Here is a 15,296-nt window from a genome sequence, read left to right as displayed (position 1 = left end):
AAACAAGACATCAGTGCGAGAGAATAATAAATTTCACTCTGTATATTTCACTGCAACCCCTCATGGGAAAAACACCCATAAAACCTGAGCAACAGAACACAAATTAAAACCAATTAAAAATAAAAGGGCCGCGAATATATATTCGCGACCCTGCACTTTCAGTTTGACTTGATATTTCAATGTAACTGCTTTATCAGTGTTTCCACTGAGGAATGTCCTTCACCGCCTCGCGCTGCTGACAAGGCGTTGAGCCACTCCCCGGTTCCCCGCAGGTATTGCTTTGCGCGAATCTTGATGCCGATCTGCATCGCTACGCCCTGCTCTTCACCTTGCGCCACGACATCCCGCACGATCAGGCTGTGGGCGTTGTCCGAGTCAGTGAACACCAATTGTCCGTCGACCAACGACACCAACAGGCGTTCATTGGCGTCCATATCCAGCATCAGCGTGCAGACGCTGGTGCTTTCTGCTCCCAACGGGCGCCGGGGATCGACCACAATGCAATCCAGCCGTTGCCAGGCTTGCTCCGACACTCGATAACTCAACGCCTGCGCGCCAAACCCCAGGATCAACTTGTCGACCCCGTCAGGCAACATGTCCAGGACATCAGTGACCTCACCGCTCATCTCAAGCGACAGCACTTCACCCTCGCGCCGGGCGTATTGGCCAGGCACCCAAAGGGCATGTTCCGACTCTCGACTGGAGTTCAGGCTATCCAACGGATCGAAGAGCATCGCTTTCGACTGGTTGCGCGTGCCAAGAAATACCGCCCAGTGGCCATCAGCCCGGCCGGAAATATCGAACAGTTGGTCCAGTTCCGGCACAAAGTACGTGTAGCGATCCGAAGAGTTTTCGACGTGCAGAAACGGTGCATGGGACTGTCCTTTGAGCAACGTCTTCAAGCGGGCCTGCAATTGCTCCGGAGTCTGTCCGGCAATAGACGCCCATTGTTTTTCGACGCCGACGATACGTGCCGGTTGCTGATCCAGCAGTTCCAGGTTGACGCCTTCGCGGGTACGCCCGAGCAAGCCTTGCCCCTGCACCAGCACTTCGGCAAATGACCATTGGTCCCAGACTTTTTTCGCCATCGGCAACTGCTCGGGGTCCAGCAGCCGGGTGCCCGTGGCAAATGCCTCGCGTAATGCCTCGATCGACACCAGCGCTTGGCGATAGAGTTGCCCGGCCGAGACATCCAGTAGCCAGGCGGCTTGTTTGTCCGGGGTCAGCCCAAGCAACGCCAGTTCTTTACCGCCGGCGACATCGGCCAGCAGCACCTGCTCCTCGATACACCACACCGCGAGCAACGCACTGCCGCAAACACCGCCCAAACCGATGATCGGGAAAGGCGCCTCTCGATACGTGGCGGCCAGTGCAGGTAATGCGCTGAGCCAATCCGGGTGACGTTGCAGCCAACGCTGACCAAGACCGACAAACTTCAACGTCCCCAATGGGTCGATCTCGAACAAACGGCCATCGTTCTTGGTGGCAATGTAATGTTCGCCTGCCCGGGTAACCTCGCTGACGCCCCTTTCGATCACTTCATTTCTATACTCGGCCCCTGCTGTTCGAGGTTCGATACCACGGCTGATTTCCCCGTACTCTTTACTGTAAAAGAGCATCGCGAAGTCCTGGGGTTTATGCGGCACCAGCATCACCATGTCCCGCTGACGACCCAGCCCCGCACGGAAATAGCGGCCACTGCTCAGGCCAAGCCAGGCCTGATCACGCAGCCCTTCAAGAACGTAGGCACGCGCATGCACAAATGTGGCGAGTACTCCGGTGCTGATCTCGCCCCCCATGCCAGGCGTTGCATCCTTGAAAGGGCGCGACGTGGCAAAGTGATGTATCAAGGAAGACCAGTAAACCGCACCGGGCTTGTGGACGTAGTCGCGCTGCAAGGATGAGGTCTTGATACCCGTCAACTCGATGGCCCAACCTGTTATCCGATACTCCAGGGTCGTTTCGACCTCGCTCTGCTCCAGCATTCGCTGCGATATCCGCAGAGTGCTGTTCGCATCCTGAACACAGCCGATGATCCTTGCACCGCTCGCCGGGTTCATCAGTCGATAACGGTGGATGACCGTGCCGGTCACCGCATCGACGCGCCAGAGCGTTGCATGATCCGGGTGGTAGAACCAGGCGTGTTGCCGGTTGGCACCACCGAGAACGACGCCATCGTTGACCGCTTTCGGCAAATTGCGCGCGTAGAGCAAGCGATCACGCGCAACCTCATAGTAGGCGGTGGTCAATAGCGGTTGGCTGGCGGAGGTCGAGGGCACCGTGTACTTGTAAAGCGGCACATAGGCCGATACCAATCGCTTTTCCCTGGCCCGTTTACGGATATGTGAAAGTACCTGCGCCGACGTGCGCCCGGCTTCGAGCGAGACAGACCGCAGAAGCAATCTTTTTTCCTGCCAGTCCACCTGGAACAGCTCCCCCTTGGCCAATTCGATCATGCCTTCGAAGGCGTTGAGCACAATGTCGTCGACGATCAGCTTCGAGTCGGCGAAAGTGACGCGTTCGAGATTTGCCCAAGGTGCGTGAATCACCCATTTGGCGTAGCTGACATCATCGAGCGTCACCGCTGTAATGCCGGGAGTCAGCCACAGCTGATAAAGACCTGACTGAGCGGTAATCGCATAGGAGATCAGTTTTTTCCATTCCGGCGGCAGCTCAGGAATCAGTAGCTGACGCACATGCTCATCCAGCCGCACCTCGATATGGGTCGGCTTATAGATCGGATGCAACTTGTACAGAATGTGCGGGAACGGCGTGTTGACGGTGAAATAGAACCGCTGGTTACCATGCTCGTCGTACTCCAGCTTCTCAACGGCGCTGTTGCGCAAGTCCGGATACCTGGTTTCGATCCGGTCGTCGAAATGACTCGCCAGCGCCAGGCCGGGGAAAAAACCGGAGAATACCGATGTGGGAACCTCACTCCAGGCCCTGGGTTCGCGCCGTTCTCCCGGCATAGTCTGATAGGCATATCCCGGCGTGCCCAGTTGGTATTCGTAACCGTAATAGCAGATAGGCGTACAGGGCAGCACCACAGTCTGGATATCGTCGGGGACAACCCGGATCAGGCCAATCCTGCCGGGAAGCTTCAGCGCTTCTCGAATATCGATTGCCCGGTGAATTTGCCTGGGATCGTCGTTGAATTCCGGCAACCCCAAACCACCGCGAACCATGGGATAGAACTTCTGACTGTCAAAGCTGACCTGATTCTTTTGCAGATCCAGCAGCGTGATGACGGCCTCTGGCTCGAAACGCAACACCCCGTTCTTGCGGGTATAACCGGCGGATCCATAGGCGTTCCTGACCTTGCGCAAATGCGCGCCCACGCCTTTGGCCTTGTCACTGATCTGCCCCAGGTTACTGGCGATGGCCGTCACCCCGATACCGACACCAAGCAACGGCACTGACAGAACCGCCGCAGCGGCGCCCACCGTTCCGCCAACGGCCAGCGCCACAATGTCCAGCCCCAGCGCCGCCACATTGAAGGTCAATTGCGTGGCCAGCCGCGAGCGCTGCTCCTGATTGTCCGCCACCGCCAGACCATAGATGTCGAAGCCGATGTTGACGACGGAAAAACCGATCCCGGCCAGCATCGAAGCCTTGCCCAGCAGCCGTACCGACAACGATGACTGGCGCAGGGCCAGCGCTTGCTCACTGGCCGCCACCTGCCGAACCAGGTTGATCAACTGCACCGAATCACTCAATACACCAAAACCCAACTGGGCATAGCTGACATAGACCTGCACCTGAAGTGCGATCGACAACGCCGGTACCTGACCTTCCCCGGCCTGATATTCGCGATTGCGCATTTCGGTGATCAGCGTCTGGATCGCAAAGGCAAAACTCAAACGACTGCCGCCGTCGGCTTCACTCACGGCGGCAGGTTTGCCTGCCAGCGTCTTCACCAGACGCTGAATATGCTGTTTGACCTTGCTGAACCGGACATCATGGGTGGTCACCACTTGGGTGTTCTGCGGATTGTGCGCATCCACCATCGTCACGCTGTAACCCGCATCAGGCTTCTGCTCAAGCGTATCCAGCAGCGGCAAATATTCACCACCCAGCTTGTGCTCGGTTCGTAGAACGCTGCTGGCCTGATCGAATTCGTGCGCCCAGTAACGGGCGTCCAGTTGCGCCAGACCGGCCCCCATCCGCGCGTTTTCGTTCAGCGAGCGCTGGCGCCCCACCGCTTGCTTTTCCCAGACCGACGCCGTTTTGGCCTCGACTATTGGCCCACTCTGCAAAAAACTGTCGAGCCGCGTATTCGACGAAAGCACTTTGCCGGCGAGCTCTGCGGTGTTCAGTTCAATGACGTTGAACCGCGCTGCCTCTCCATCCGCGAGACCGTAAAGTCTGGCCATCGCGCCGCTATCGCCGGCGAGGTAGCGCTGCATGCCTTGCTTGAGCTCTTCAACCCGTGAAAATCCGTAGATCGCGAAGTTAGGCTCATAAAAACGGTAGACCGTCTGACTGCCCATGCGCATTTTTGCCACCAGCATCGCGTGATTGCCGGTATCGAGCAGCATGACGCTCGGAGCCGTTTTCGCCTCCAGCGTTTGTGCGATGCTTTCCAGGCTGTGAGTGCCTTGGGGTTTGCCGACATCGCTCAACCGCAGGGCTTGCAATTCGTCCAGGGCCGACAACAACGCCCGCGAGTCGGCGTCTTCGGGGGTCAGGCTGGCATTGGCCACTCGACCGATCAGCACGCGTTCGGCCGAGTCGCCATGTGTCAGTGCCGCGGCCATCAACAGTGCCAGCGGATAGCACCGACGGCCGGGATCGCCCGGCGTGCGCATCAGTAGATCCTGCGGCATTTGCCTGGCGGAAATGGCCCCGGCCATGAACAGTTCGGCACGAACCTGCGCACCGCGCGTGAGAATCTGCGTGTGATATTCACGTTGTGCGGTGCTGTTGATTTGCCCGATGCGCTCACCCCACTGGTGCAACGTCAAGGGATCTGTCAGCGCCAGTACCTTGAGTTCGCGCGCTGTGTGCGTGCCAGGTTGAAGAGCGTTCGCAAGACCAGCTTCAAAGGCCGGGGACGCGTGTTGGTGCAAGGCTTTTTCGATCGCGTTGTAACGGGCATACAGGCCACCTTCGGCGGTTTGCGTTGCAAGGTCCATTGCCCGCTGCCACGCACCTTCAAAACCGCTGGTGTCCAGACGCGTAGCGCCAAACATCCCGCCCAGCATCACGCGCAACAGCGGGCTGAGTTGCTCGACAGTCAGCGACCCGTGTACAACCCGGGTAAACAGTTCGTTCAAGTGACTGGTGGATTCGGCCCCATGAGACGGCGGCAGCTCGCTGACGGATTGAGCCAGAATTTGCTGGCGGACGTCGAAACCGATGGCCACTGGTTTATCGAACGTGATGTCACCACTCAACTTGTCCTTCATTGCACGAATGAACGGATCGCCCAGCGCCTCAATCAGTTGTTGCAGGACGGAGGTCAACAGCACCGGCCTGCCTTCGATGAGCGGCCAGCCTTGTTTGAAGGTCAGTGTCTGCCCTTTGAGCAGGTCATTCAGATCGCCGGCATAACGTGATTTGAGTTTGCCGGTTTGCCATTTTTCCTGTTCTTTGGCCAGCCATTGCTCGGGATCATCGTTGACGGTCCAGCCGGAGATCATTTCCTCTTCGGTATTGACGTTGTAGCCTTCAGCCAGCCTCAGTCGTTCCTGGATAGCGACATGAGAGTCCGCGTGCAGATGCGTTTCAATGTATTGCCTGATGCCAGTGATGGCGGCACCGGGCCCCGTCAGGGTGATGGTGCCGCGAGCTTCGGTTCGAATGCCGTCCTGGTAGTAACCGAAAATGGCCTGTCCCAAATTACTCAGAAAATCATTAACTGATTGATTGAGCCGCCCTTCTGCTCTTTTTTCATTCAGTACGTTTTCAATGACATCCAGCAACCTGTCACTTTGCGCCCAATTGATACCCGCCTCGGCAGCCTTTCGTTCAACCGCTTGCAGAGCGTCATAGTTGAAGCGAATCAACTGCATGATTGCCAGGGTCATACCGCTTTGAGCGTGAGCCACAAAATGAGCATTCATTTCTCTGTCGAACTGAGTCCCCATACGAAATCCATTCTCGGGCACTGGCGCATCGCGCGGCGCAACAAATAAGTCATGGACATCGGGTTGGCTGCGCGCGAAAGCGAGCAAGGCATCCTTATCGCGAGCCGGGATCTTGTCGGTTTTATCCACGTAACGTTGACGGTCCCGACCGGGCATCAACGCCTCGTTATGATTGAGCAAAAGTTGCAACACGCCCAACCGCTGGTCATCACTGAAGCCGCTGATATCCACACCCCCCAACTTTTCGGCCAGCGGCGGCAAGTAATCCATATCGCTGTAACGACCGCCCTCCAGATACTCGGCCTGCAACCGCACCACATCACTGGCCGCCGCAAAGTTGCCGCGCATACCGACTTCTCGCTGATAGACGTCCTGTAAAAAGTGACCCGCGAACTCATGTTTGACATCCCGCAACTGCAGATCCTGCCCGGCCATCGCCTGATGCGTGTCCAGACAGCGTTGTCGGAAAGCCTCTAGCGTCGCGCGATCCTTGCCGTAAGCACGAACCATCAGCTCGATACGCGCCTCGTCCGTGCGACCAGCCCACTGCGGCTGGTTGAGATAGTCGAACATCTGGTTTTTCAAAACCCGGGCGCGGTCTTCAATCATTTGCGACAACAGCCGGGACTGCGTGACGTCACTCCCGCCTGACGCCATTGCATGCACCCTGGCACTGTCGAGAATCACACGGTTCATCTCGAAAGCCAGCAACGCATCACTGTCGTACCAAAGGTTGAACTTGTAGTCCTGTGGTTTCAAAACCTCGCGCCAGATATTCATGTAATCGCGCTGGATATTGCCGACCTCGCTACCGCCTACCCAGACGAAATGCATGACTTTGGGCACGGGCGCAGCAGCGCCCGAGAGCAGGATTACCGTATCGGACAGCGTCGTCACATACTGTTTTAGTCCGTCGTAGATCTGGTCGATTGCTGAGGGAACTGGTGTAACCTTTTGGCGCAGCAACGACGCGAGTGTTTCCTGAAACAGTTTTGCCGATAGCACTTTCTCCGCCAAATCGACTGTCTTATTTACCACCTGATAATGCCTGACAAGTGTCGCGTACTCGGCAGAACCGGAGAACTCACTCAACACCGTTTTTATCGCTGAATATTCTTGCGACGAAATAAAGGCAGAGCGCCCCTGGTGACTTTCCGAAGTGCCCATTACATCCCCATCCTTGAGTTGATAAAGCATTAGACGGACAAAAATATTGGGCAAAGACGAATGATTCAAACACGAAGAAATTCAAACAATGTCAGGAGAAACATCGAACAACATTCAACGGTTACGCAGGGATCCATCGGTGATAAACACCGGCCTTCAGTATTGTCTGCAGAAAAGCAAACAAGGCCACGAACCCAATGGTTCGCAGCCTTGTTTATATTCCGGGCAGTTGCACCCGGCGGAGTCAACTTAAGCTCACAAATGCGCGAAGTTACTTACAACTTCTCATGAGCCTTGAAAGAAATACCGTCAGGCATCCGGCTTCTCGCCGTACCAGCGCGGCGTGTAAACCCACTCACCCCCCGTAGCGCGAGGAAAGGTGCACGTGGTGGACGAGCCGATCAGCACCATGGTGCGCATGTCGACCTGATCCGCAGTCAGCGCGCCCAGCGTCGTGTTGCGCAGGGTCTGGCCCGGGCGGCCGATATCGCGCCCCAAAACCACTGGTGTCTCAGGCGTACGATGCTGCGCGACGATTTCCAGCGCCCGTCCCAGTTGCCACGGACGGGCGCGGGAGATCGGGTTGTAGAACGCCAGCGCCAGATCAGCTTCGGCCGCCAGATCCAGACGCTTCTCGATGATCGACCATGGCTTGAGGTTGTCCGACAGCGACATCACGCAGAAGTCATGACCCAGCGGTGCTCCGGCCTGAGCGGCAGTGGCGAGCGAAGCCGACACACCCGGCAGGATTTCCAGATCGACGCTGTGCCAGGCCGGATCGGCCGATTCGTGCAACGCCTCGAGCACCGCCGCCGCCATGGCAAACACACCCGGATCGCCGGACGACACGACGATCACCGAACGACCCTCGGCCGCCAGCCTGAAGGCGTGGCGGGCGCGCTGCATTTCTTCGCGGTTGTCGGTGCAATGCTGCACCTGATCGTCGCGGAACGGGCCGGCCATGCGTACGTAGGTTTCGTAGCCGAGCACGTCGGTAGCGCGGGCCAGTTCGGCTTTCACCGCCGGCACCATCAGTTCGGCAGCGCCGGGGCCGAGGCCGATTACCGCAAGGCGACCGCGCGGGCGACCGATTTGCGCGACGTCCAGCGGCTGCTCGGATACAGCCAGAGTGATGCCGTGTGCTGCCCCGATAATCGACACATCCGGCAGCGCATGAAGGTCGCGCGTTGCAGCGAGAAACCGCAGCGGCACGCCCAACTCCAGCGCCGCTTCACGCAGATTCGCCGAGGCCATTTCAGTGTCGATCGCCACCAGACAGGCCAGCGATTGCACCGCCAGTTTCGCCTCATGCAACGCCGCACGCAGGGTGTTCGGCAGATCCGGCACTTCAGCGCTGACCATCGCCGCGACACTGCGCGGGTAAATCAGCAACTCATTAGCGTTCGCTTCGCGTTTGGCACTGCCGATATGGATCGAACGCTGCGCCTGCGGATCTTCCGACAACTGTGCCTGCGCCAGCCAAGGCGCCGCACCTTCGATGCGCACAGGGTGCCCAGCCAGCAGATCGGAGACAAAACGCTTACCCGACTCCAGATCCGCGAGCGCGTAACCACTCGGAGGATTGAGCAGGCAGGTGCCAAAGCGCAATTCGCCGCTGGTGGTGATCGCCGCCGCGACTTGCAGCCCGGCCGCGATTTCCCGCGCCATGACATTCACCCCGCCGAGGCCACCGAGCAGCGGCACCACGGCGCTGCCGTCTTCGGCGACGGCGAGTACCGCAGGCTCGGTGCCCTTCTCCAGCAACAGCGGCGCCAGGGTACGGATGACAATGCCGGCCGCGCACAGGGCAATGATCGGCGTGTCCTGCTGATATAACGCGCGCAGGGTCGTGCCGAATTCCCGATAGGTGCAATCGGCGCCTTCGACCCGTCCGGCGAGGCCGTGGATCTGCGCCGCCGGATACACCTGCTGAATGCGCTGCGCGGTGACCAGGCTGCCCTGACCGAGAATGATGATGGCGGGGGTGGATTGAGTCATCAGCCTTGCCACCGTTCGCCGGGGACGATGATCAGCGAAAAGTACGGCGACGACATCGGCTCGACCTGATCCATCGGCACAATCTTCTGATTGGCCATGGTCGCGCGCTCGACGTACAGCGCCCGCTCGGCAAGGCCGAGTTCTTCAAGCACCTGACGCACTTTGGGGAAATTGCGCCCCAGCTTCATGATCACTGCCGCATCGGCATCGGCCAAACGTCGCTTCAGTTCTTCATGGGGCAAAACGCCGGAAAGCACCGACAGGCTCTGATTGCGATACACCAGCGGCGCACCCAGCACCGAAGCGCCGCCAAGCATCGAACACACGCCCGGCACCACTTGCGCTTCGTAGCGGGTGGCCAGGCGATCATGCAGATACATATAAGAACCGTAGAAGAACGGATCGCCTTCGCAGATCACCGCGACATCACGACCGGCATCCAGATGCGCGGCCACCGTCTCGGCGGCTTCATCGTAGAAATCGCTGATGACCTGTTCATAGGAAAGCGGGGCTGGCAACGCTTCGGTGGTCACCGGGTACACCAGCGGCAGCAGATTCTGCGCCTCCTGCAGGTGCGCTTCGATGATGCCGAAGGCGTTGCCTTTTTTACCCTTGGCGACGAAGTACGCGACCACTGGCGATTCGCGCAGCAGGCGCAGGGCCTTGACGGTAATCAGCTCCGGATCACCGGGCCCCACGCCCAGGCCAATCAAACGACCTTTTGCCTGCATCATTCGATCTCCGTGGCGAGGGCGTTGACTGCTGCGGCAGCCATGGCGCTGCCGCCGAGGCGGCCCTGCATGATTACAAACGGCACGCCACGACTGTCGGCCGCCAGCGCCGCTTTGGATTCTGCCGCACCGACGAAGCCCACCGGGAAGCCGAGGATCAGCGCAGGTTTCGGTGCGCCGGCGTCGAGCATTTCCAGCAGATAGAACAGCGCGGTCGGCGCATTGCCGATCACCACCACACTGCCCTCCAGATGCGGACGCCACAGTTCCAGCGCCGCGGCGGAGCGAGTGTTACCCAGTTCGCGCGCAAGCTCAGGCACGCTCTCATCGCGCAGGGTGCAGATCACTTCGTTGTTCGCCGGCAGACGCGCACGGGTCACACCCTCGGAAACCATCCGCGCATCGCAGAGGATCGGCGCACCGGCGGCCAGCGCATCGCGCCCGGCCTTGCCCGCACCTTCAGAGAATTGCAGACCGTCGACCGCCTCGACCATGCCGCAAGCATGGATCACCCGCACCGCGAGTTTTTCCAGGTCGGCCGGGATGCGCGCCAGATTGGCTTCGCTGCGAATGATCGCGAAGGAGTTGCGATAGATCTCCTGACCGTCGCGGATGTAATCAAGCATCAAAGGGGCTCCGGGAGCGGACGGCGAGCAAGGTCGCGGCCGCTTCAATAGTAAGGTTGCGTGCGTGCAACGCGCCGAAACCCGGCTGCGCTGCATCGCGAAAATAGAGGTCGTAATGCCCGGCACTGACGGCCAGCAACGTCGCCGGGGCACAGTGGGCGGCGGCGCAGGAACGCATGCAACCGGACAGATGCACGCTTTGCGCCTGCGGCAATAGCGTTGCGAGAAGACGGGCATCATGCTTGGTGTCGGCGAGGCCTCTGCCACAGCCGCTGGAACCGGTGCAGGCGATGATTTTCGACAATGGTTCAGCAGCTTCGGTCAGCAGGTCCAGTTGCTTGAGCCCTGCGAGCACTTGCGCGGCATCGCGCGCGCTCACGTTGGGCAGCAGCAGACTTTGCCACGGCGTGAAACGCAGGCTGCCATCGCCGAACCGGCGGGCCAGTTGCGCGGCGCCGCGCAGCATGCCCGGGTCGAGGCGACCGAGTGGCGGCACCGCGCCGACGTAGACAAGGTGGGCTGTATTTTGCGGGTGAGCGCCAATGTGCAGATCAACCGCCCCTGACGCACGCTGCCAAGCGCTGACCGCTTTTATCGGCAGGCGCGTCCGGAGCTGTTCGAGAAACGCCAGCATCGGCAGTTCATCGAGCAAATGGCGCATCCGCGTTTGCTCTGGCCGGGCCAGTTCAAGGAACAATTCCAGCACCGAGACGACCAGCGCATGGCCATTTTCCAGCGCCACGGCGCCGACCGCACGATCCGTCGGGCAACCCGCCAGACCAAACGCCAACACTGTCTCGCCGTCGCGCTCGAATGCCGACAGCCACAGATCATGGGAATGTTCGAGCATCGCCAGCGCTTCACCGCCGTCCAGTTGCACGGCGAATTTGGCGCTCAACTCGTGGAAGCGCGGATGGCTTTGCAGCGTGTCGAGGATCTGCTCGGCCAGCGCGCGGGTGTCGAAGCGCATCTGCCGGTCGATCCCGGCGGCCGGGCTGAGCATCAGGTTGCGCACATCGTCGCCTGCGGCCGTCCGTGGGCCGAGCCCGGCGACCAGCAGACTGTCGATCAAAGCAGCAGATTGCTGACCGATGCCACGAATCTGCAGGTTGGCGCGGTTGGTCGCCTCGATCGCCCCGCCGGCAAACTGTTCGGCGGCGTTGGCCAGCGCGTCAGCCTGATCGGCGCTGATCGAGCCGCCATTGAGCTTGATCCGGCAGATGCCACCGTCCAATGCCTGGACGATACGCCGCAACCCCGGGCAGGCCGAGGGGCGTAAGGCGGTGGACATCGGGCATTCGTTCAAGGGGCTGACCGGCTACGTGGGAAAGGCGCTTCGCGGGCGAAGGCGCGGTATTATGCCTGCTTTGTCCGGCGGCATGAAAAGACTGCCCGTCGGAACGGCATGTTTAGAGGAATATAGATGTCACCCTGGCTGACGGTTGTGGGAATCGGTGAAGACGGCTTCAAGGGCCTGGGCAAAAATGCCCGGCGTGCCCTGATGAGCGCCTCGCGGATCGTCGGCGGCCAGCGTCAACTGGACCTGTTGCCGGTGTGTATTCGCGGCGAACGGCAGTTGTGGCCGAGCCCGTTTACCCTTGCTCCGGTGCTGGAGCAGCGCGGTGAAGCGGTCTGCGTATTGGCCAGCGGTGACCCGATGTTCTACGGCGTTGGCGCCAGCCTGGCGCGACAGGTGCCCAGCGACGAGATGCTGATCCTGCCAGCGCCTTCCTCCTGCTCGCTCGCCGCCGCCCGCCTCGGCTGGCCGATGCAGGAGGTGGTGACGTTGTCGTTGGTGGCCCGTCCGCTGGCCGCTTTGAATGCACAATTGTTCAGCGGCGTGCGCCTGTTAGTGCTGAGCAATGACGGACAAAGTCCGGCGGCGGTTGCTCAATTGCTTCGTGAGCGTGGTTTTGGTCCGAGCCGCCTGAGCGTGCTGGAGCATCTGGGCGGCAGCGCCGAACGCCGTGTCGACGGTACTGCCAATGACTGGAATACCCCGGCGATTGCCGATCTGAATGTGATCGCCATTGAATGTCTCGCTGACTTGAGCGCGCCTCGCCTGTCGCGATTGGCGGGCCTTGCGGACAGCGCTTTCCAACATGACGGCCAACTGACCAAACGCGATGTGCGCGCCATCACCCTCGCCCGCCTCGCCCCGACACCCGGCGAGTTGCTGTGGGACGTCGGCGCTGGCAGCGGCTCGATCGGCATCGAATGGATGCGCGCGCATCCGAGTTGCCGTGCATTGGCCGTCGAAGCCGACGACAGTCGCCAACAATTGATCGAGCACAACCGCGATGCGCTGGGCGTGCCCGGGCTGCAATTGATCCGTGGGCGCGCGCCGCAGGCACTTGCCGGACTGGAACGCCCGGACGCGATTTTCATCGGCGGCGGTGTGACCCGCGAAGGCGTCTTCGAGACCTGCTGGGAGCAACTCAAACCCGGCGGCCGACTGGTCGCCAACGCCGTGACTCTGCAAAGCGAGATCACCCTGATGAACTGGCGCGAACGCTACGGCGGTGAATTGACGCGCATCCATATCGCCCAGGCGCAACCACTGGGCGAGTTCGACACCTGGCGTCAGGCGCTGCCGATCACCCTGCTCGATCTGGTCAAACCTCTCGATGCGTGACGAAACCGCCGAACAACCCGCCCCCCTGCGCAGCGGCCTGACCACCGGCAGCTGCGCCACCGCCACCAGCCTCGCCGCTGCCCGCCTGTTGCTCGGCGGCATCTCGGCCGACGCGGTGCAGATCGTCTTGCCCAAAGGCAAACAGGTGCAGATGCGTCTGGAGTTCTGCCGCCTGACCGACGACGGCGCCGAAGCCGGAACCATCAAGGACGCCGGCGACGACCCGGACGTGACCCACGGTGCACTCCTCTATTCGCGAGTGCGGCTGATGGCAGAGCCGGGGATTCGCTTTAATGCCGGCATCGGCGTTGGCACCGTGACCCGGCCGGGTTTGGTGCTCGGTGTCGGCGAGCCGGCGATCAATCCGGTGCCACGCAAGATGATCAGCGATCACCTGAGCCTGCTCGCCGCCGAGACCGGTTATGCCGGCGGCTTCGACGTCACGGTCAATGTCGAGGGCGGCGAGGCACTGGCATTGAAAACCATGAACCCGCGCCTGGGCATTCTCGGCGGTCTGTCGATCCTCGGCACCAGCGGCATCGTCCGGCCGTTTTCCTGCGCGGCGTACATCGCGTCGATCCATCAGGGCATCGACGTCGCCAAGACCAACGGCTATCTGCACATTGCCGCCTGCACCGGCAACGCCAGCGAAGACACCATGCGCCGGGTCTACGACCTGCCGGAAATCGCCTTGATCGAAATGGGCGACTTCGTCGGCGCGGTGCTCAAGCATCTGCGCAAAGTGCCGGTGGATAAACTCAGCCTGTGCGGTGGTTTCGGCAAGATCAGCAAACTGGCGGCCGGGCACATGGATCTGCACTCGCGCCATTCCAGCATCGACTTGCCGCAATTGGCCGAATGGGCCGCTGCAATTGGCGCTGACGAGGCTTTGCAGCAGAACATCCGTGAGGCGAACACCAGTCAACAGGCACTCGCAATGGCCAGTGCCGCGGGAATCGCGCTGGGCGATGAAGTGTGTCGTCATGCCTTGAATTTCGCCCGCAGCGTGGTGCCGGCACAGGTGCAGGTCGAGGTGTATGCGATTGATCGCCAGGGCGGCATAGTCGGCCATGCCGGGGGTTTTGCATGAAGCGGATTCTGCTGCTTGGCGGCGTGACTGAAGCGCTGGCCATCGCCCGTAAGCTGGGGCCTGAGCACATTTACAGTCTGGCCGGGGTGGGTCGGGTGCCGACGGATCTGACCTGTCAGGTGCGCGTCGGTGGTTACGGTGGTGCCGAAGGTCTGGCGCAATTCATCCGTGACGAAGGCATCGACCTGCTGTTCGACGCCACCCATCCCTACGCCGCGCAAATCAGCGCCAACGCCGCTATCGCCGCGCCACTCGCCGGCATTCCCTGCTGGGCCCTGCGCCGCCCAGCCTGGCAGCCGCAACCCGGCGATGACTGGCGCGAAGTCAGCGACTGGGCTGAGTTGATGACAGCCCTCAAATCGTTCCGCCACCCCTTGTTCACCCTGGGCCGCGAGCCACTGCAACACCTCGACGAAATCCCTGCGGATCAATTCTGGACGTTGCGCGCCCTCGACGTTTATCCCGGCAACGAACGTTGCGAAGTCATCGCCGCTCGCGGGCCGTTCCTGCTGGAGGATGAACGCGCGTTATTCGAGCGGCGGCAGATCGATGTGCTGATCAGCAAGAACAGCGGCAGCACCGCGACCGAGCCGAAGCTGGAAGTGGCGCGCGAGCGTGGGGTGCCGGTGCTGGTGTTGAAGCGACCGGGCTTGCCGGGGGTTGATCGGGAGTTTGGATCAGTTGAGGAAGTCATCGCCGCCCTCACGACTGGTTGTTAATCGTGAAACATCGAAAACTTAAGTCCGCCTTCGCGGGCAAGCCCAGGTGGCGTGGTGTACATGAAGTCTGGACACACCATCGATCACTGTGGGGCTTGCCCGCGAAGACGTCCACCCTGGCGCTGCGATTCCTAAGCACTACACTCACTCGAAAGTGCGCTGCGACACCAAACCGCACGACGCTTTTTTACTTATCGGCCCTGATCAGGCTAAATAGCCGCGCCTGATCGCCCACCCA

The 15,296-nt window shown here is 60.5% G+C and carries 8 protein-coding genes; 3 read left to right on the top strand and 5 right to left on the bottom strand.

The window, feature by feature from the left end; genetic code table 11:
- Positions 1-176: 176 nt before the first annotated feature.
- The 5 genes from PSH79_RS03085 to cobG all read right to left on the bottom strand — a co-directional run bounded on the left by PSH79_RS03085 (position 177) and on the right by cobG (position 11,905).
- Positions 177-6,989 (bottom strand): TcdA/TcdB pore-forming domain-containing protein, encoded by a 6,813-nt coding sequence (locus tag PSH79_RS03085; protein WP_305441193.1) that lies wholly within the window; start codon positions 6,987-6,989, stop codon positions 177-179.
- Between the two features lie 579 nt (positions 6,990-7,568).
- On the bottom strand, positions 7,569-9,257 hold the full coding sequence (gene cobJ, locus PSH79_RS03080) for a precorrin-3B C(17)-methyltransferase (RefSeq protein WP_305441192.1): 1,689 nt from the start codon (positions 9,255-9,257) through the stop codon (positions 7,569-7,571).
- On the bottom strand, positions 9,257-9,991 hold the full coding sequence (locus PSH79_RS03075; RefSeq protein WP_370872600.1) for a precorrin-2 C(20)-methyltransferase: 735 nt from the start codon (positions 9,989-9,991) through the stop codon (positions 9,257-9,259). The genes cobJ and PSH79_RS03075 overlap by 1 nt, the downstream gene beginning before the upstream one ends.
- A complete protein-coding gene (locus PSH79_RS03070; RefSeq protein ID WP_007914573.1) occupies positions 9,988-10,614 on the bottom strand; it encodes a precorrin-8X methylmutase in 627 nt (208 codons plus the stop codon). Before PSH79_RS03070 ends, PSH79_RS03075 begins: the two co-directional genes overlap by 4 nt.
- On the bottom strand, positions 10,607-11,905 hold the full coding sequence (gene cobG, locus PSH79_RS03065; protein ID WP_305441190.1) for a precorrin-3B synthase: 1,299 nt from the start codon (positions 11,903-11,905) through the stop codon (positions 10,607-10,609). The genes PSH79_RS03070 and cobG overlap by 8 nt, the downstream gene beginning before the upstream one ends.
- 132 nt (positions 11,906-12,037) lie before the next feature.
- Here cobG and cbiE point away from each other — a divergent pair, with 132 nt between their 5' ends.
- From cbiE to PSH79_RS03050, 3 genes are read left to right on the top strand one after another with little or no spacing between them, the layout of a single operon-like run.
- Entirely contained in the window at positions 12,038-13,249 is a 1,212-nt protein-coding gene (gene cbiE, locus PSH79_RS03060) for a precorrin-6y C5,15-methyltransferase (decarboxylating) subunit CbiE (RefSeq protein ID WP_305441189.1), read from the top strand.
- Positions 13,242-14,339 (top strand): cobalt-precorrin-5B (C(1))-methyltransferase, encoded by a 1,098-nt coding sequence (locus PSH79_RS03055; protein WP_305441188.1) that lies wholly within the window; start codon positions 13,242-13,244, stop codon positions 14,337-14,339. Before cbiE ends, PSH79_RS03055 begins: the two co-directional genes overlap by 8 nt.
- Positions 14,336-15,058: a cobalt-precorrin-6A reductase gene (locus PSH79_RS03050; RefSeq protein WP_305441187.1), complete on the top strand. Its 723-nt coding sequence runs from the start codon at positions 14,336-14,338 to the stop codon at positions 15,056-15,058. The genes PSH79_RS03055 and PSH79_RS03050 overlap by 4 nt, the downstream gene beginning before the upstream one ends.
- Positions 15,059-15,296: the final 238 nt, after the last annotated feature.

It is taken from the genome of Pseudomonas sp. FP2196 (assembly GCF_030687715.1).
In the GTDB taxonomy this organism is placed as follows: Bacteria; Pseudomonadota; Gammaproteobacteria; order Pseudomonadales; family Pseudomonadaceae; genus Aquipseudomonas.
Note: the sequence above shows the minus strand (reverse complement) of the source record. Positions and strands in the feature narration are given on the sequence as shown.